The organism is Pantoea sp. Seng, assembly GCF_009829935.1.
Classification (GTDB): domain Bacteria; phylum Pseudomonadota; class Gammaproteobacteria; order Enterobacterales; family Enterobacteriaceae; genus Pantoea; species Pantoea communis.
In genome coordinates, this window is record NZ_SZZV01000018.1 from 80,398 (window position 1) to 96,895 (window position 16,498).

Genomic DNA, 16,498 nt, shown 5'->3' on the forward strand with positions numbered 1-16,498 from the left:
ATGTAATGGTCTGCTCTCTTCTATTCTGACCAAAAACATGAACCTGCTACTTACCACCAAACCACGCGCGCTGCTGGCGCTTGCCGTGGCCAGCGCTCTGCTGACCGGTTGTGCCAATCCGCACGGCTTACATCCTCATAACTCTCTGCTTGATGCCAACTCACTGCAAGCCAAAGCATCCCTTAGCGGCGCGCATTTCAGCGCAGCAAACTGGCCAAAAACCGAATGGTGGCAGGGATTTAACGATCCACAACTGAATCGGCTCATTGCCGATGCTATGACTTCAAGCCCGGATTTGCAGGTGGTGAACGCGCAGGCAGACAAAGCCAATGCGCAGGTCATTGCCGCCGAGGCTGAGCGCTATCCCGATGTGGATCTTAATGCCGGGATCACGCGTTCCCGTGTGGCAAAAGTCGACGACCCGCTTCTGCAAGGTAAAAGCTACAGCACGCTGCGCACGGCCAATATCGGCATGAGCTACACCTTTGACCTGTGGGGCGGCAAGAAAGATGCAGCAGAAGCCGCGCTAGGTCAGGCGCGCGCCAGTGAGTTGGATCGCCAGGCCAGCCAGTTGACGCTCGCCGTCAACGTGACGCGCGCCTGGAATAACCTCAACCTGGCCTGGTCGAACGCTGAACTGGCAAAACAGAATGCCGACCGTTCCAGTGGCATCGCCAAAATTCAGCAGCAGTATGTCAGCGCCGGTTTAACGTCCGACTATCAATACAAGCAGGCGTTATCGCAGCAAAAAACCGCTGAAGCCACCCTGACCGAAGCCAAACAGAATGTCACCGATGCTGGCATTCAACTTTCCACGCTAATTGGTAAAGGGCCGGATTACTGGCACCAACTGAAAGCGGCGAAAATGGATGTCCCCATTGCCGCCACGCTGCCGGGTAATATTCCGGCGGAGCTACTGGGTCGTCGCCCGGATGTGGTGGCAGCACGCTGGCGCGTAGAAGCAGCATCAAAACAAATTGCCGCAACGAAAACCGAGTTCTATCCCAACATCAACCTGGTGGCGGAAGCCGGTACCCGTTCACTGCTCGGCGATGCATTTTTCGGTGCACCCAGCCGGTTCTTTAACGTGGGTCCAAGTCTGTCTCTGCCGATCTTCGATGCCGGCAAGCGCCGCGCCGATTTAGCGGAAAGTGACGCTAACTATGATCTGGCTGTCGCGCAGTACAACAAGCTGCTGATTGGTTCCCTGGGGAATATCAGCGATACCATTACGCAACTGCAGTCGATTCAGGATCAGCTGGCGCAGCAGCAGAGCGCGAATCAACTCATTCATAGCGCATGGGATGATTTAAACCGTGAATACACCGCAGGATTGCGTCCGTACCTTGATGTGCTAACCATCCAGAACCAACTCATCGAGTCCGATCAGAAACTGGTGGCATTGCAGGCGCAGCAGATCAATCTGGCAGTGGTATTAATTGAAGACCTGGGCGGCGGATTCCAGAACACTGACACTTCAGTGAAGGAATAAGCTGACGGCTGGCATTCTGCCGCACATTAATGAATGATAGTCCGCACCTGGAATACTCTGCGGACTATCATGATGGAACAGAATGCCAATGCCGGCTGGTTACGCCCGCTTATCGCTGACCGACTGACGCCTTACCTCGAAATTGATGCGACACACCTGCAACGCAATCTGCAACACATGCAGCAAAAAGCCGATGCCGCAGGTGTCACGCTGCGTCCACATATCAAAACGCATAAAAGTGTCTGGATTGCCGAACAGCAACGCCAGTTAGGTGCGCGTGGTATTACCGTGTCAAAACCTAGTGAGGGTGTTGCCTTTATCCTCGGTGGGGAGCGCGATTTGCTGCTGGCTTATCCCGTTGTTCACGCCGATACACTCACTGAATTACTGGCTGTCGCCGTGCAATATCAGGCGCGTGTCACCTGTATTGCCGACTGTACTCTCGGCGTCACGGCAATCGCTCAAGCGCATCGCCAGCAGCCCACGTGTGAATTGTCTATCGCCATTAAAGTCGATGTGGGGTTGCATCGCGTGGGAGTGGATCCGCACAGCGGTGAGGCCGTGGCATTGGCGCAGCAGATTAAAGCAGCGGGATTGCCTTTTGCCGGACTGGTTTCGCACGCCGGCCATGCTTACGGCGCGGGTCATGCCGAGGCTATCGCTGAAGTTGCACAGCAGGAAATCATGTTAATGAACCAGGTTCAGCAGCAATTGATCGCTGCAGGCTTTGCGCGTTGCCGCATTTCTGTTGGCTCCACGCCTACAGCCCTGGCCGCGCCGGTGGCTGAAGGCAGCGACGAAATTCGTCCTGGAAATTATGCGCTGCTGGATCTTACCGCCTGGCGCCTGGGGCTGTGCACGCCCGATGCACTGGCACTCAGCGTGGTAACGCGTGTAGTGGCGGTGAATCCGCATTTCGCGATTATTGATGCCGGCTCCAAGATGCTCAGCTCTGATAAGGGTCCGCACGGCACTAACGCCAGCGGTTTCGGTATCGCCGTTGATGAGCAGGGCAACCAATACGAAGTTCTGAAACTTTCGGAAGAGCATGGCTTTCTGCAATACGGAGATCATGCTCCGGCGCTTGGGGCTCTGCTACGCATCTTCCCCAATCACAGCTGCGCGGTAGTGGCTCAATCTGACCGCTTCGTTTTACGCCATCAGGACGGTACAGCAGAGATGAAGGATATTCAGGGACGCGGCAAGTTTATCTGATAGCAGGATTTTTACTGGAAACCTCTGTTGCAGCACACTTCCACTATCCTGCCATTTGCAGCGGAATCCCCTTCAGTTAAGGTACTCTTTGCTGTAGGCGGTCTCATCATTCTGTAGGGTACGGCCTTAAGACCGCCATTTTACTGTGGCGGCCATCATTCATCTCCAGAAGCCACCCTTACGGATTCCCTGCCTTTCATTCGCCTAACGGAGGTTCCATGCTGCCATCTCAGACAGTCACGCTGACCATTCCCCGCAACTGGTTAGATTTATATGAAACCATCTGGAAACCTGAATGCTTTGCCAAATGGGCCAGTGGGCTAAGTGCCAGTACGCTCACGCAAGAGGGTAACTACTGGAAAGCCAAAGGACCTGAAGGTTCAGTGAAAATCCGCTTCACGCCACACAACCCCTTTGGCGTCATGGATCATTGGATCGATACCGGCAGCGGTAAGGAGATTTATATGCCGATGCGCGTGATTGCTAACGAAAAGGGAGCCGAAGTGGTGATGGTGGTTTATCGCCAACCCCTTATGTCTGATGAAAAATTTGCTCAGGACGTTGACTGGGTAAAACGCGACCTGGATCAACTTCTCCACCTGTTAACTCATTAGAATCAATGCATTATAAAAATCGTACTGCTTTAACTTTCGCTGGAAGCAATCAATAAAAAAGTCATCTTTTTCTACGCAATAGCGTTTAACTGTTTAACGATAATATCTGTTGCTTTTCGTGCTAATCACCAGTCTGGCTAAAGTCTTCTCACCAGGAAAACTCCTGGTGAGAGCACGCCTCCTAAGTCTTAGCCCCTCTGATTTATCGGTGTTTTTTCTTACTTATTCAAATGGCTTGTTTAATCGCCGATCAAAATGTCTAACAGGACTTATTAATCGCTCATCCGTCCCCTTATCTATTCTGATGCAAAGTCTGAAACCATTGATTTCTGAAGTTCATTTATAGGAGTTTTCTTATGGTGTTAATTTAATTAAAACACGGTATAACTCATTCACACACAGCAATACCCGATAATAACAACAGCAGGGAAATAACATGGATCGCTCAACCTATCCTTTGTTGTCTGAAAAAGAATTTGTTGAGATTGCCAGTAGGATACTGGCCGGGGAATATAATAATTCAAAGGGATTTTATAATGATCTTGCGGATTTCCTCCGAACAGGAGGAGATACCGCTGAGACAATGAAATATTTACGCGCCAGGGGCATCTCTTTAAATTCAGAACATCATTTAATTGAATGCATCTTTACGTGGCAAACTCTGAAAGGCATTTCAGGGCTGCGTCAGGACACGCTGCATTGATGTGATCTGTACTCTGGGCAGGCGCCCGGGTGAACCCTTAATTGCATTGGTACATGTACCATAACGAGCAGAACATGGCGATAAGAGAAAAAAGTTTGGCCAGCGCCAAATGGTCAATTTTGTCATCCATAAAAATCGTCGGCATTGGTGTTTTACAACTTTCACTTCTGGCACAAATACTTCAGGCAAACGAGTTAGATTTACTCGCCATTGCCATTGTGATGTTATTGATTATTGATACGCTTGCCGACCGTGGATTTGGCAATTCAGTTATCAGAAATATAAATCTTAATAACAGCGAACTATCCATTCTCTACTGGGGAAATGTATTAAGTGGCATGATGATATTCGCCGTGCTGTTTATTGGTAGTGATTTATATAGCCGAATCATGAACCAACCGGAAATGGCGATTATGCTGGAAATGATTTCGGTGATTTTCATCATTATTCCACAAGGGCAACATTATCGCGCCATATTACAGCGTGAGAAACAATTCTCGCGTATCGCCTTCACAGAAACCTCATCGGTGCTGGTTGGTCTGGGTGTCACACTGTTTACCGTATGGCTGACCCCTTCAGTGTTGTGCGCTATATGGGGCTACCTGGCCATGGTATCCATCAGAATGCTGGTCTACTGCTACTACGGTCGTTCCTGGTTCCAGCCAGAATACCGTTTTAGCCTGAAAAGTTTCGCTAACGTGCGAGCAAGAAACGGATAATAAAAACAAGTCTGTATGGTGGGCTCTGGGCATCTGAGAAGATGCGTTCGCGTGCTGGTCGCCAGCACGCTTTTTTCTTTTTTGATACGGTTAACATCTCTTCTTCCCCCGTCTTCTTACCCCTCAGACCTGCACGATCACACAGATCACATCACATTTTTTAATGCGAAAGCGTAACGCACTCCTGATTTATCAAGCGGGTTAAGCCTGTTAGCATGAGCGGCATCAAAACAGCTAATCCGATGACGTCTGCTTTAGAAATACTCAGTGGTCGATAGCTGAGGAAATCTTTAGGCTGGCCGCCGATCTTATGGAGTGCTCTATGTTATTAACCGTTCTCTACATTATTGGCATCACCGCCGAAGCCATGACCGGTGCGCTGGCCGCTGGTCGCCGCAAAATGGATCTGTTTGGCGTCATCATCATTGCGTCCGTCACTGCAATCGGAGGCGGCTCGGTGCGTGACATCCTGCTCGGGCATTATCCGTTGAGTTGGGTTAAAAACCCGGAGTACATCATGATCGTGGCCGCCGCGGCGGTGGTGACCACTTTTGTTGCCCCTTTAATGAATCATCTGCGTAAAGTGTTTCTGGTACTGGATGCGCTTGGCCTGGTGGTGTTCTCCATTATTGGCGCGCAGGTCGCGCTGGATTCTGGTCATGCCTCGATCATTGCCGCTATTGCCGCCGTGATCACGGGGGTTTTTGGTGGCGTGCTGCGTGATATGTTCTGCAATCGCATCCCGCTGGTGTTCCAAAAAGAGCTCTATGCCGGTATCGCATTTGCCGCAGGTTGGATCTACATTCTGCTGCTCAAAACGCCGCTTCCCCATGAAGCCGTGGTGATCATTACGCTGCTGGCCGGCTTCATTGGCCGTTTATTAGCGCTGCGCTTCCGCCTTGGTCTGCCGATCTTCAACTATCCCCACCCCGAACATTAAAGGTGCAGCAGGAATTTCCTGCTGCTGTAAAAAGCGGATCAGTTGCTGTAATTCCTCATCCTGCAGCATGCTAACAATCCGCTCTGCCAGTGTGCGCCCGATGCCGGGTAGCTGCTGCCACTCATCTGCCGAGCGAGCCAGCAACGCTGTCCAGTCGTTATCCGCTAAGGCCTGCAACGCGGTTCGGGGAAGCGGTAGACCTAGTGCGCTCACCCAGCGCCGAAAGGGTTGCTGACGTGTCTGTTGGAAACGTTGCCAAATCTCTTGTGCCCGCGCAGAGGACATCCCGCTGTCCTGCGCGATCTCTTCTGGCGTTAACGTCAGCCAGGAGAAAAGATGGGTGATGGCGCCACTGTTCAGTAACCGCTGCCAGCTACTACGTTGCACGCCAGGGATGTTCAGCACCGATTTCTGACTGAGCCAGGTGAGGCGTGATAAGAACTGCAGCCGACAATCCTGGTTGAAGTGCAAACAAGACAGCGGATTAAATTCGCCCTGCTGTGGTGTTAAAGGATAATCTCGCCCTCTCACCCGCCAAATGACTCGCTCTAAGCGAGGAATACCCTGACCGGCTAACGTGACTATCACTTGATCACCTGCGATGACATCCAGCTCCCGCCATCGCCGCAGCGATCCAAGATTCACTCTGCGCACGGTTTTATCATCCAGCTGAACGGGAGTGAGGTTCAGCACCACGGCAATTTTCCCCGTGCGCCCAACGTTGAAATCCACGGACAGCACTTCACTGCTGACTTCAACCGGCTGATATTTCCACGCGGCGGACCAATGTCCCTGGCCAGGCTGCCAGTCCCGCCCGGCACCGACGGGTGATTGATGGATCACGACGCCATCGGTGACGAACGGCAAAGATGCACGGAACCAGCGATCGCGCCACACCTCCGCCTCCTCTTCATTCTCGATTGGGTGGCTCCAGTCCTGCGCCAGACCGAATCCCCAGCGTGATAACTGCGCCAGTCGAGCGGGCATCTGGATTGGACCATCGGGCCATGCCCAGATAAAAATGCCGAAATCTGCCAGCAGCGGAGAAGCTTCATGACGCATCATCGCACCCGCCACCTGCGCTCTGGCATTTCGCCCTCCGTCACGTGCTTGCTGATGATCGGTCATAAGCAGAAACAGCTCGCCTTGCAGCACCACCTCTTCACGATCGGTTTCAATGTGAGTAGGAATCGCCGGAATATGGCGGGCTTTGGTTATCCACTCTTCGCCACGCAAGCCATCGCCGCGACTCACCAGAGAAACCAATTGCCCGCGTCGATACACCAGCGTTACCGCCACGCCATCGACTTTCGGCTGTATCCACAGTGGCGATTTATCCTGCATCCAGTAAGCCACCGCCAACTTGTCACGCAGTTTCCGTACCCCTGTGTGTGCCACCGGGTGTCGGGTACTACCGTCCGTTGTGGGCTGCGCTTGATAAGCCCGTTGATCCGGCGCGAAGCAGCGCTGCCAATGCAGTAAGCGTTGCTGCAGGCTGTCATAGTCCCCATCGCTAACCAGACTCGTGCCCTTGCGATAGTAGGCATCATCCCAGTGCCGTAGCTGGCTATGTAATTGAACCATCTCTTGTTCGGCGCGCACCGGTGACCAGTTAGGGCACAGCGCTTCAGCCCCGCAAGCCGCGGTGAAAAACCAGCAACACAACCACCACCATCCTTTCATCGTTGCTCTCCTTTTTGTCTATTGGAGAGTGCGATGAGGGCAATGACCAGTGCTGAAGGTGGTAGAGAGCAAACGTATTCCCAGTTTTTTAAGCCGTTTGCAGCGGCTTACCGCGTTATCTGGCGCGGGTTCACAGAAAAAGAATTACCTTAGCCCAACGGCAAACGCTGCGTGGCACCGTTAAGCCGTGTATACTGTGCAGGAAATCGACTCCGCTCTTTACTCAATTCAAGATAACCATGGCTCAAGGCACGCTTTATATTGTTTCCGCCCCCAGTGGCGCGGGTAAATCCAGTCTGATTCAGGCTTTATTGAAGACACAGCCGCTGTACGATACGCAGGTGTCTGTTTCCCATACCACTCGCGGCGTGCGTCCCGGTGAAGTTCATGGTGAACACTATTTCTTTGTCTCCAAGCCTGAATTTGAGACCATGATTGCCGCTGAAGACTTCCTCGAACATGCGGAAGTGTTTGGCAATTACTACGGTACCTCGCGCGCCGCGATTGAGCGCGTGCTGGCGACCGGTGTCGATGTATTTCTGGATATCGACTGGCAAGGTGCTCAGCAAATTCGCCAGAAAATGCCTGCCGCACGCAGCATTTTTGTGCTGCCGCCGTCGACTGAAGAGTTAGATCGTCGCCTGCGTGGCCGTGGTCAGGATAGCGAAGAGGTTATCGCCCGCCGTATGGCTCAGGCCGTGGCGGAAATGAGTCACTACGCAGAATACGATTATCTGATCGTGAATGATGATTTCGACCTGGCACTGACCGACCTGAAACACATTATTCGCGCAGAACGTCTGCGTATGAGTCGCCAAAAATCGCGACATGATGCTTTAATCAGCAAACTATTGGCAGTCTGAAGTCACTTTCAGTATTATGCCCAGTCATTTCTTCATCATCTGTGGAGTAGCACACCTATGGCACGCGTAACCGTTCAGGACGCAGTAGAGAAAATTGGTAACCGTTTTGACCTGGTGTTGGTCGCTGCACGTCGTGCACGTCAGATGCAGGTAGGCGGTAAAGATCCGCTGGTTCCGGAAGAGAACGATAAAGCCACCGTTATCGCCCTGCGCGAAATCGAAGAAGGCCTGATCACTACCCAGATTCTGGATGTGCGTGATCGTCAGGAGCAGCAAGAGCAGGAAGCCGCTGAGTTACAAGCCGTTACCGCTATCGCTGAAGGTCGTCGTTAACAGCACTTCGCAGGTCAACCTTGTATCTGTTTGAAAGCCTCAATCAACTGATTGAAAAATACTTGCCTGAGGAGCAAATCAAGCGCCTCAAGCAAGCTTATCTCGTCGCGCGTGATGCCCACGAGGGTCAGACACGCTCCAGCGGTGAACCTTACATCACCCATCCTGTTGCCGTTGCCTGCATTCTGGCCGAGATGAAACTCGACCATGAAACGCTGATGGCAGCGCTGCTGCATGACGTGATCGAAGATACACCCGCCACTTACCAGGATATGGAACAGCTGTTTGGCAAAAGCGTGGCCGAACTGGTGGAAGGCGTGTCGAAACTCGACAAGCTGAAGTTCCGCGACAAGAAAGAAGCGCAGGCTGAAAACTTCCGCAAAATGATCATGGCGATGGTGCAGGATATCCGCGTCATTCTGATCAAGCTGGCTGACCGCACGCACAACATGCGCACGCTCGGTGCGTTGCGACCGGATAAGAAACGTCGTATCGCACTCGAAACGCTGGAGATTTACAGTCCTCTGGCGCACCGACTTGGTATTCATCACCTGAAAACAGAGTTGGAAGAACTCGGCTTTGAAGCCCTCTATCCAAATCGTTTCCGCGTGATCAAAGAGGTGGTGAAAGCGGCACGCGGTAATCGTAAAGAGATGATTCAGAAGATCCTTTCTGAAATCGACGGGCGCTTACAGGAAGCAGGCATTCCCTGCCGTGTCAGTGGCCGCGAGAAGCATCTCTATTCGATCTACCGCAAAATGCACCTGAAAGAGCAGCGATTCCACTCGATCATGGATATTTATGCCTTTCGCGTTATCGTGAAAGACCTGGATACCTGTTATCGCGTGCTCGGTCAGATGCACAGCCTGTACAAACCGCGTCCTGGACGCGTCAAAGATTACATCGCTATTCCCAAGGCCAACGGCTATCAATCACTGCATACATCAATGATTGGCCCGCACGGCGTGCCCGTTGAAGTGCAAATCCGTACCGAAGATATGGATCAGATGGCGGAGATGGGGGTAGCGGCACACTGGGCTTATAAAGAGGCCGGTGAAAGCGGCACGACCGCACAGATTCGCGCCCAGCGCTGGCTGCAAAGCCTGCTGGAGCTGCAACAAAGCGCCGGTAGCTCGTTTGAATTTATCGAGAGCGTGAAATCCGATCTCTTCCCGGATGAGATCTACGTCTTCACGCCGGAAGGCCGTATCGTCGAACTGCCTGCTGGCGCCACACCGGTAGACTTCGCTTACGCCGTGCACACCGATATTGGCCATGCCTGTGTGGGCGCCCGCGTCGATCGCCAGCCTTATCCGCTGTCGCAATCGCTAACTAGCGGCCAAACCATCGAAATCATCACTGCGCCAGGTGCCCGTCCTAACGCGGCATGGCTCAACTTTGTGGTGAGCTCGAAAGCACGCGCCAAAATTCGTCAGCTACTAAAAAACCTCAAACGCGAAGACTCCGTCAACCTTGGCCGTCGTCTGTTGAGCCATGCGCTCGGCGGCAGCAAGAAGCTGGCAGAGATCCCGCCGGAAAATATTCAGCACGAGCTGGAGCGCATTAAGCTGACCAGCATTGACGATTTGCTGGCGGAGATCGGCCTCGGCAACGCCATGAGCGTGGTCGTGGCGAAAAACCTGCTGCAGTCGGGTGCTGAGCAGCCGCAAAGCAACAGCAAACGCAAAAAGCTGCCGATCAAAGGTGCTGATGGCGTATTGATTACCTTTGCCAAGTGCTGTCGTCCGATTCCTGGCGATCCGATTGTCGCGCACGTCAGCCCGGGTAAAGGTCTGGTGGTGCATCACGAATCCTGTCGTAACATCCGTGGCTATCAGAAAGAGCCCGAGAAGTTTATGCCGGTTGAGTGGGACAAGGTTATCGACCAGGAGTTTGTCGCGGAAATTAAGGTTGATATGTTCAACCATCAGGGCGCACTGGCGAACCTGACGGCAGCTATCAACACAGCGGGATCCAACATCCAAAGTCTTAACACGGAAGAGCGCGACGGCCGTGTTTACAGCGCCTTTATCCGTCTCACCGCGAACGACCGCGTCCATCTGGCCAATATTATGCGTAAAATCCGCGTAATGCCGGATGTGATTAAAGTTCACCGTAACCGTAATTAGTGCATGAACGCTCAACGTTTTGCTCGTATCCAGGAAATGCTGGCCATGCGCCAGCACGACCTCACCGTATGCATGGAGCAGGTCCATAAGCCGCATAATGTCTCGGCGGTGATTCGTACTGCTGACGCGGTCGGCATCCATGAAGTGCACGCCGTCTGGCCTAGCGTGCGCATGCGCACCATGGTATCTGCTTCAGCGGGCAGCAACAGTTGGGTGAAAGTGCAGACGCATCGTCATATCGCAGAAGCCGTGCGTCACTTGAAAGATCAGGGGATGCAGGTGCTGGCGACCAATCTGTCGGCCAATGCAGTGGATTTTCGCGAGATCGATTACACCAAACCGACCTGCATTCTGATGGGGCAGGAAAAAACAGGCATCACCGCTGAAGCGCTGGCGCTCGCCGATCAAGACATCATTGTGCCGATGGTGGGCATGGTGCAGTCGCTCAACGTGTCCGTCGCCTCCGCGCTGATTCTGTATGAAGCGCAGCGTCAACGGCAGAACGCCGGCATGTACAAACGTCAGCACAGCTTGCTTGATGCCGATGAACAGCAGCGTTTGCTGTTTGAAGGCGGTTATCCGGTGCTTGCACGCGTGGCGAAGCAAAAAGGTCTGCCTTATCCGCATATCAACGCCCAGGGCGAGGTGGAAGCCGATGCCGACTGGTGGGCCACCATGCAATCCACAGGTAAAAAATGAAAGGCCGTCTGCTGGATGCCATACCGCTCAGTACCCTGACCGGCGTCGGCGCCAGTCAGGCGGGAAAACTGGCTAAACTCAGCCTGTTCACTATTCAGGATTTGCTGCTGCATCTGCCGCTGCGCTACGAAGATCGCACCCAACTCTACAAGATTAATGACCTGCTGCCGGGCGTCTGGTCCACGGTGGAAGGTGAAGTGCTACACAGTGAGATCACCTTTGGCCGCCGCCGCATGCTGGTGTGCCAGATCAGTGATGGCAGCGGCGTGCTGACCATGCGCTTCTTCAATTTCAATGCCGGGATGAAAAACAGTCTGGCGCCAGGCCGCCGCGTCACCGCTTATGGCGAAATCAAACGTGGTCAGCGCGGTGCTGAAATTATTCATCCCGAGTATCGCGTGCAGGGCGAACAGGGCGGCGTCGAGCTACAGGAAACCCTGACACCGGTCTATCCCACCACTGAAGGCATTCGTCAGGCCACGCTGCGCAATCTCACCGATCAAGCGCTGACGTTGCTGGAAAGCTGCCCGATTGCCGAGTTGCTTCCGTCAGAACTGAGCGGTGGCTTGATGAGTTTGCCGGATGCCCTGCGCACGCTGCATCGTCCGCCGCCCGATTTACGTCTGAGCGAGCTGGAAACCGGTCGCCATCCCGCACAAAAGCGCTTAATCCTTGAAGAGCTGCTGGCGCACAACCTCAGCATGCTGGCGGTTCGTGCCGGCGCACAACGTCATCATGCGTTGCCGATGCCTGCTAAGCATAATCTGGTGAATCAATTGCTGGCCGCGCTGCCCTTCTCACCCACCGGCGCGCAAAAACGCGTGGTTGAGGAGATCGAGCGCGATTTAGCCAACGACTTCCCAATGATGCGTCTGGTGCAGGGCGATGTGGGATCGGGCAAAACGCTGGTCGCGGCGCTGGCGGCGCTGAATGTCATTGCGCATGGCAAACAGGTGGCGCTGATGGCGCCGACCGAGCTGCTGGCCGAGCAGCATGCCAACAATTTCCGCCAGTGGTTTGCGCCGCTGGGCATTGAAGTGGGTTGGCTGGCTGGCAAGCAAAAAGGCAAAGCACGTGAAGCCCAGCAGGAAGCGATTGCCAGCGGGCAGGTAGCGATGGTGGTCGGCACGCATGCGCTGTTCCAGGAGCAGGTCAAATTCAACGGCATGGCGCTGGTGATCATTGATGAGCAACATCGCTTCGGCGTGCATCAACGTCTTGCGCTATGGGAAAAAGGTGAAGAGCAGGGGTTCCATCCGCATCAGCTGATTATGACCGCCACGCCGATTCCGCGTACCCTGGCGATGACCGCCTATGCCGATCTCGACACCTCCACCATCGACGAATTACCGCCTGGCCGCACACCGGTCACCACAGTGGCCATTCCTGACAGTCGCCGCGGCGATATTATTGAGCGTGTGAAAAACGCCTGCCATGAAGGTCGCCAGGCTTACTGGGTCTGTACGCTGATTGAAGAGTCAGATGTACTGGAAGCACAAGCGGCGGAAGCCACCTGGGAAGAGTTGAAACTCGCGCTGCCTGGCTTGCAGGTTGGGCTGGTGCACGGCCGCATGAAACCGGCAGAAAAACAGGCGGTCATGGCGGCCTTCAAAGCCAACGAGATTCAGTTACTGGTCGCGACGACGGTGATTGAAGTCGGGGTAGACGTGCCCAACGCCAGCCTGATGATCATCGAAAACCCGGAACGTTTGGGCCTGGCTCAGCTGCATCAGCTGCGCGGTCGCGTGGGCCGTGGCGCAGTCGCCTCGCATTGCGTGCTGTTGTATAAAGCGCCGCTCAGCAAAACCGCGCAGAAGCGTTTGCAGGTACTGCGCGACAGCAACGATGGCTTCGTCATCGCTCAGCACGACCTGGAAATTCGCGGTCCTGGTGAATTACTTGGTACGCGCCAGACCGGTAATGCGGAGTTTAAGGTTGCAGACTTACTGCGCGATCAGGGCATGATCCCGGAAGTGCAACGCGTGGCACGCCATATCCACCAGCACTATCCAGAACAGGCGCAGGCGTTGATTGAACGCTGGCTGCCAGAGACCGAGCGCTACAGCAATGCTTAAAAGTGGGCAAAAGACAGCGTGTTAAAGAGCCAACACGACACGATGCCCGCCCTTACTCACTACGATCGATCGCCATAAAATCCCCGACAAATTTCTGCAACAGACGCGCCAGCTCGGTGCGCTCGCTATCCTGCCAGTTCTCAAACAGATGCTGATAAATCTGCGCCCGTGCGGCATCGATTTTATCCGTCATCGCTTTGCCAGTGGCGGTAATGACCGCTTCGTTTACGCGTTTGTCTTTGGCATTTTTCTGTCGTTGCGCTAACCCCAGCTCTTCCAGTTTCGCCACCTGACGGCTCACGGTGGTGTAATCGCGTCCGGCGCGCTCTGCCAGTTCCACCACGCCAATCGGTCCAAAGCGGCCAATCTGAATTAGCAGCGGAAATAGCGCACGATCGAGTTGAATATTGGACTCTTTTATTAGTAATTCATCACGTTGCGGGCGATTAAAAGTACCCACAATCATCAGCAGCGCATTATGCAGATCGTCGAACCCTGCACTATTATGTGTATTTTGCACACTTTTCATTGACGTCATCCCGAGGCAGAACTAATGTGTGCATATTACACATATATTCCGATTATCTGAAGGAGAAAGCATGAAAGCAGCTATCGTTTCTGCAGCGGGCGAACAGCCGGTTTACGCTGATTTCCCTGAACCGCAAGCCGATGAACAACATGTTATTGTCAGCGTTAAAGCAGCTGCCGTCAGTCAACTGGCGAAAGCACGCGCTTCTGGCAAACACTACAGCGCCACCACGCATTACCCTTTTATCACCGGCATTGACGGCACCGGTACACTCAGCAACGGCGATCCGGTCTATTTTCTCGCCTTTGATGCGCCCTGGGGCAGCATGGCGGAAAGAACCCTGGTTCCAGTCACTGCCATTGTGCCTCTGCCCGCCTCACTCGATCCGGTGCTGGCAGCCGCCATCGCCAATCCGGGCATGTCCTCCTGGGCAGCATTGACGCGCCGGGCGCAGTTGCAGCCAGGTGAAACGGTGCTGATCAATGGCGCCACCGGCACCTCAGGTGGACTAGCGGTACGCATTGCCCGCCATCTCGGCGCGGGCAAAATCATCGCCACTGGTCGCAATCGTGAAGTACTGGATCAACTGCGTGCCCAGGGCGCGGACATCACCCTGACGCTGGATGAGTTGCCCGGCGCACTGCCCGCACTGATGAAAGAAGGTATCGATATCGTGCTGGATTACCTGTGGGGCCAGAGTGCACTTGATATCATGCAGGCGGCTGTCGCGGGTGGAGAGAAATCGGTGCGCTTCGTGCAAATCGGCTCGCTGAGTGGCCAGGAGATCACCCTGCACAGCAAGCTGTTGCGCTCATCGGGTCTGACATTAATGGGCAGCGGTCTGGGTAGCGTATCCGATGCGGATCTGATCGCCTGCATCAGCGAAATGTTGAATGCCGCGGCGGAGAGTGATTTTTCGGTCGCTTTCCAGATGCGCCCGTTGCGTGAAGTGACTCAGGCATGGCAGGAAGATGATAGCCGCAGCCGTACCGTGTTTACGCTTTAAATCAATGCAAGTGAAAAGGGGCATTGCAAACGATTGCTTTCACAACGCAACCGTTTAAAATCGCCCCTTTGTTGTCATTGAGAACGCGCACCATGTCCGTCAATACCGCTGAATCTCATCAGTCAGCCCGTCCAAAGAGTGAACTGATTTACCGCCTCGAAGATCGTCCACCGTTGCCACAAACGCTGTTTGCTGCCTGTCAGCATCTGCTGGCGATGTTCGTTGCTGTGATTACCCCTGCACTGTTGATCTGCCAGGCGCTGGGCTTACCGGCTCAGGATACGCAGCACATTATCAGCATGTCGCTATTTGCATCGGGTGTGGCTTCGATCCTGCAAATCAAAACCTGGGGACCGGTGGGTTCGGGTTTGCTCTCCATTCAGGGCACCAGCTTTAACTTTGTGACACCGCTGATTATGGGTGGCATGGCGCTGAAAAATGGCGGTGCCGATGTCCCGACCATGATGGCCGCGCTGTTCGGTACGTTGATGGTGGCGTCCTGTACCGAAATGGTGCTGTCACGCGTTCTGCATCTGGCGCGTCGTATTATTACCCCGCTGGTTTCCGGCATTGTGGTGATGATTATTGGCCTGTCACTGATTCAGGTCGGCCTGACCTCGATTGGCGGTGGCTTCGCGGCGATGAGCGATCACACTTTCGGCGCACCAAAGAACCTGCTGCTGGCTGGCGCGGTATTGGTGGTGATTATCCTGCTCAACCGTCAGCGCAATCCCTACCTGCGTGTGGCTTCACTGGTGATCGCGATGGCGGTCGGTTATGCGTTGGCATGGGCGCTGGATATGCTGCCTGCCACCAGCGCGCCCACCGATCAACCGCTGGTGGCAGTGCCGACACCGCTTTATTACGGTCTCGGTTTTGACTGGAACCTGCTGATCCCGTTGATGCTGGTGTTTATGGTGACCTCGCTGGAAACCATCGGCGATATCACTGCCACCTCGGATGTGTCAGAGCAACCGGTGAGCGGCCCACTGTATATGAAGCGCTTAAAAGGCGGCGTGCTGGCTAATGGCCTCAACTCATTTGTATCCGCATTGTTCAATACGTTTCCGAACTCCTGCTTTGGGCAGAACAATGGCGTGATCCAATTGACCGGCGTTGCCAGCCGTTATGTGGGCTTTGTCGTGGCACTGATGCTGATCGTGCTTGGCCTGTTCCCGGCGGTGAGTGGTTTTGTGCAGCACATTCCTGAGCCAGTGCTGGGTGGTGCCACCATCGTGATGTTTGGTACGATTGCGGCATCGGGTGTACGCATCGTTTCGCGCGAGCCGCTGAACCGTCGCGCCATTATGATCATCGCACTGTCGCTGGCCGTTGGCCTGGGTGTTTCACAGCAACCGCTGATTCTGCAATTCGCCCCGGACTGGCTGAAAACCCTGCTCTCCTCAGGCATTGCTGCCGGTGGTATCACCGCAATCGTGCTTAACCTCGTCTTTCCACAGGAAAAGTAACCCTTAAGGCAGGCTACGGCCTGCCTGTT

15 protein-coding genes are annotated in these 16,498 nt (G+C 54.1%); 13 read left to right on the forward strand and 2 right to left on the reverse strand.

Annotated features, from left to right (window positions below):
- Nucleotides 1-37 precede the first annotated feature (37 nt).
- The 6 genes from FD737_RS18175 (at nucleotide 38) to FD737_RS18200 (ending at nucleotide 5,683) form a co-directional block, all read left to right on the forward strand.
- The gene (locus FD737_RS18175; protein WP_160834196.1) at nucleotides 38-1,492 is read left to right on the forward strand and encodes an efflux transporter outer membrane subunit; all 1,455 of its coding nucleotides are present in this window, start codon (nucleotides 38-40) and stop codon (nucleotides 1,490-1,492) included.
- Nucleotides 1,493-1,564: 72 nt separating this feature from the next.
- Nucleotides 1,565-2,707, forward strand: coding sequence for an alanine racemase (locus tag FD737_RS18180; RefSeq protein WP_370523113.1), 1,143 nt, complete (start codon nucleotides 1,565-1,567; stop codon nucleotides 2,705-2,707).
- Between the two features lie 218 nt (nucleotides 2,708-2,925).
- Complete coding sequence (locus FD737_RS18185; protein ID WP_097119647.1) at nucleotides 2,926-3,321, forward strand: polyketide cyclase; 396 nt, start codon at nucleotides 2,926-2,928, stop codon at nucleotides 3,319-3,321.
- Between the two features lie 436 nt (nucleotides 3,322-3,757).
- Complete coding sequence (locus FD737_RS18190; RefSeq protein WP_034823852.1) at nucleotides 3,758-4,024, forward strand: hypothetical protein; 267 nt, start codon at nucleotides 3,758-3,760, stop codon at nucleotides 4,022-4,024.
- Between the two features lie 74 nt (nucleotides 4,025-4,098).
- Nucleotides 4,099-4,743, forward strand: a complete 645-nt coding sequence (locus FD737_RS18195; RefSeq protein WP_038649777.1) for an oligosaccharide flippase family protein — start codon at nucleotides 4,099-4,101, stop codon at nucleotides 4,741-4,743.
- A 322-nt stretch (nucleotides 4,744-5,065) separates the two neighbouring features.
- Nucleotides 5,066-5,683: a trimeric intracellular cation channel family protein gene (locus FD737_RS18200; RefSeq protein WP_058960141.1), complete on the forward strand. Its 618-nt coding sequence runs from the start codon at nucleotides 5,066-5,068 to the stop codon at nucleotides 5,681-5,683.
- Here FD737_RS18200 and ligB read toward each other — a convergent pair.
- Nucleotides 5,624-7,366 carry an NAD-dependent DNA ligase LigB gene (gene ligB / locus FD737_RS18205; RefSeq protein ID WP_160834198.1) on the reverse strand — a complete coding sequence of 581 codons (1,743 nt, stop codon included), beginning with the start codon at nucleotides 7,364-7,366 and terminating at the stop codon, nucleotides 5,624-5,626. The genes FD737_RS18200 and ligB overlap by 60 nt on opposite strands.
- A 239-nt stretch (nucleotides 7,367-7,605) precedes the next feature.
- Between ligB and gmk the strand changes: the two genes are divergently transcribed.
- From gmk to recG, 5 genes are read left to right on the forward strand one after another with little or no spacing between them, the layout of a single operon-like run.
- Entirely contained in the window at nucleotides 7,606-8,229 is a 624-nt protein-coding gene (gene gmk, locus FD737_RS18210) for a guanylate kinase (protein WP_034823854.1), read from the forward strand.
- A gap of 57 nt (nucleotides 8,230-8,286) precedes the next feature.
- Nucleotides 8,287-8,562, forward strand: a complete 276-nt coding sequence (rpoZ, locus tag FD737_RS18215) for a DNA-directed RNA polymerase subunit omega (protein ID WP_034823855.1) — start codon at nucleotides 8,287-8,289, stop codon at nucleotides 8,560-8,562.
- 20 nt (nucleotides 8,563-8,582) lie between these two features.
- Nucleotides 8,583-10,691, forward strand: coding sequence for a bifunctional GTP diphosphokinase/guanosine-3',5'-bis pyrophosphate 3'-pyrophosphohydrolase (spoT, locus tag FD737_RS18220; protein WP_160834199.1), 2,109 nt, complete (start codon nucleotides 8,583-8,585; stop codon nucleotides 10,689-10,691).
- 3 nt (nucleotides 10,692-10,694) lie between these two features.
- Nucleotides 10,695-11,390, forward strand: a complete 696-nt coding sequence (gene trmH, locus FD737_RS18225) for a tRNA (guanosine(18)-2'-O)-methyltransferase TrmH (RefSeq protein ID WP_034823857.1) — start codon at nucleotides 10,695-10,697, stop codon at nucleotides 11,388-11,390.
- Entirely contained in the window at nucleotides 11,387-13,465 is a 2,079-nt protein-coding gene (gene recG, locus FD737_RS18230) for an ATP-dependent DNA helicase RecG (protein ID WP_097119644.1), read from the forward strand. Before trmH ends, recG begins: the two co-directional genes overlap by 4 nt.
- Before the next feature lie 52 nt (nucleotides 13,466-13,517).
- On the opposite strand, the gene FD737_RS18235 is transcribed toward recG, so the two are convergent.
- Nucleotides 13,518-13,994: a MarR family winged helix-turn-helix transcriptional regulator gene (locus tag FD737_RS18235; RefSeq protein WP_160834200.1), complete on the reverse strand. Its 477-nt coding sequence runs from the start codon at nucleotides 13,992-13,994 to the stop codon at nucleotides 13,518-13,520.
- Nucleotides 13,995-14,064: 70 nt separating this feature from the next.
- On the opposite strand from FD737_RS18235, the gene FD737_RS18240 reads away from it, so the two are divergent.
- Both FD737_RS18240 and FD737_RS18245 read left to right on the forward strand, forming a co-directional pair.
- On the forward strand, nucleotides 14,065-15,000 hold the full coding sequence (locus FD737_RS18240) for a zinc-binding alcohol dehydrogenase family protein (protein WP_160834201.1): 936 nt from the start codon (nucleotides 14,065-14,067) through the stop codon (nucleotides 14,998-15,000).
- A gap of 92 nt (nucleotides 15,001-15,092) precedes the next feature.
- Nucleotides 15,093-16,469, forward strand: coding sequence for an NCS2 family protein (locus FD737_RS18245; RefSeq protein WP_058960146.1), 1,377 nt, complete (start codon nucleotides 15,093-15,095; stop codon nucleotides 16,467-16,469).
- The last annotated feature ends 29 nt before the right edge of the window (nucleotides 16,470-16,498 follow it).

Excerpts from the sequence above, each read along its gene's own strand:
- FD737_RS18175 (WP_160834196.1), top strand. The coding sequence starts at position 38 with ATGAACCTGCTACTTACCACCAAACCACGCGCGCTGCTGGCGCTTGCC.
- FD737_RS18180 (WP_370523113.1), top strand. The coding sequence starts at position 1,565 with ATGGAACAGAATGCCAATGCCGGCTGGTTACGCCCGCTTATCGCTGAC.
- FD737_RS18185 (WP_097119647.1), top strand. The coding sequence starts at position 2,926 with ATGCTGCCATCTCAGACAGTCACGCTGACCATTCCCCGCAACTGGTTA.
- FD737_RS18190 (WP_034823852.1), top strand. The coding sequence starts at position 3,758 with ATGGATCGCTCAACCTATCCTTTGTTGTCTGAAAAAGAATTTGTTGAG.
- FD737_RS18195 (WP_038649777.1), top strand. The coding sequence starts at position 4,099 with ATGGCGATAAGAGAAAAAAGTTTGGCCAGCGCCAAATGGTCAATTTTG.
- FD737_RS18200 (WP_058960141.1), top strand. The coding sequence starts at position 5,066 with ATGTTATTAACCGTTCTCTACATTATTGGCATCACCGCCGAAGCCATG.
- ligB (WP_160834198.1), bottom strand. The coding sequence starts at position 7,366 with ATGAAAGGATGGTGGTGGTTGTGTTGCTGGTTTTTCACCGCGGCTTGC.
- gmk (WP_034823854.1), top strand. The coding sequence starts at position 7,606 with ATGGCTCAAGGCACGCTTTATATTGTTTCCGCCCCCAGTGGCGCGGGT.
- rpoZ (WP_034823855.1), top strand. The coding sequence starts at position 8,287 with ATGGCACGCGTAACCGTTCAGGACGCAGTAGAGAAAATTGGTAACCGT.
- trmH (WP_034823857.1), top strand. The coding sequence starts at position 10,695 with ATGAACGCTCAACGTTTTGCTCGTATCCAGGAAATGCTGGCCATGCGC.
- recG (WP_097119644.1), top strand. The coding sequence starts at position 11,387 with ATGAAAGGCCGTCTGCTGGATGCCATACCGCTCAGTACCCTGACCGGC.
- FD737_RS18235 (WP_160834200.1), bottom strand. The coding sequence starts at position 13,994 with ATGAAAAGTGTGCAAAATACACATAATAGTGCAGGGTTCGACGATCTG.
- FD737_RS18240 (WP_160834201.1), top strand. The coding sequence starts at position 14,065 with ATGAAAGCAGCTATCGTTTCTGCAGCGGGCGAACAGCCGGTTTACGCT.
- FD737_RS18245 (WP_058960146.1), top strand. The coding sequence starts at position 15,093 with ATGTCCGTCAATACCGCTGAATCTCATCAGTCAGCCCGTCCAAAGAGT.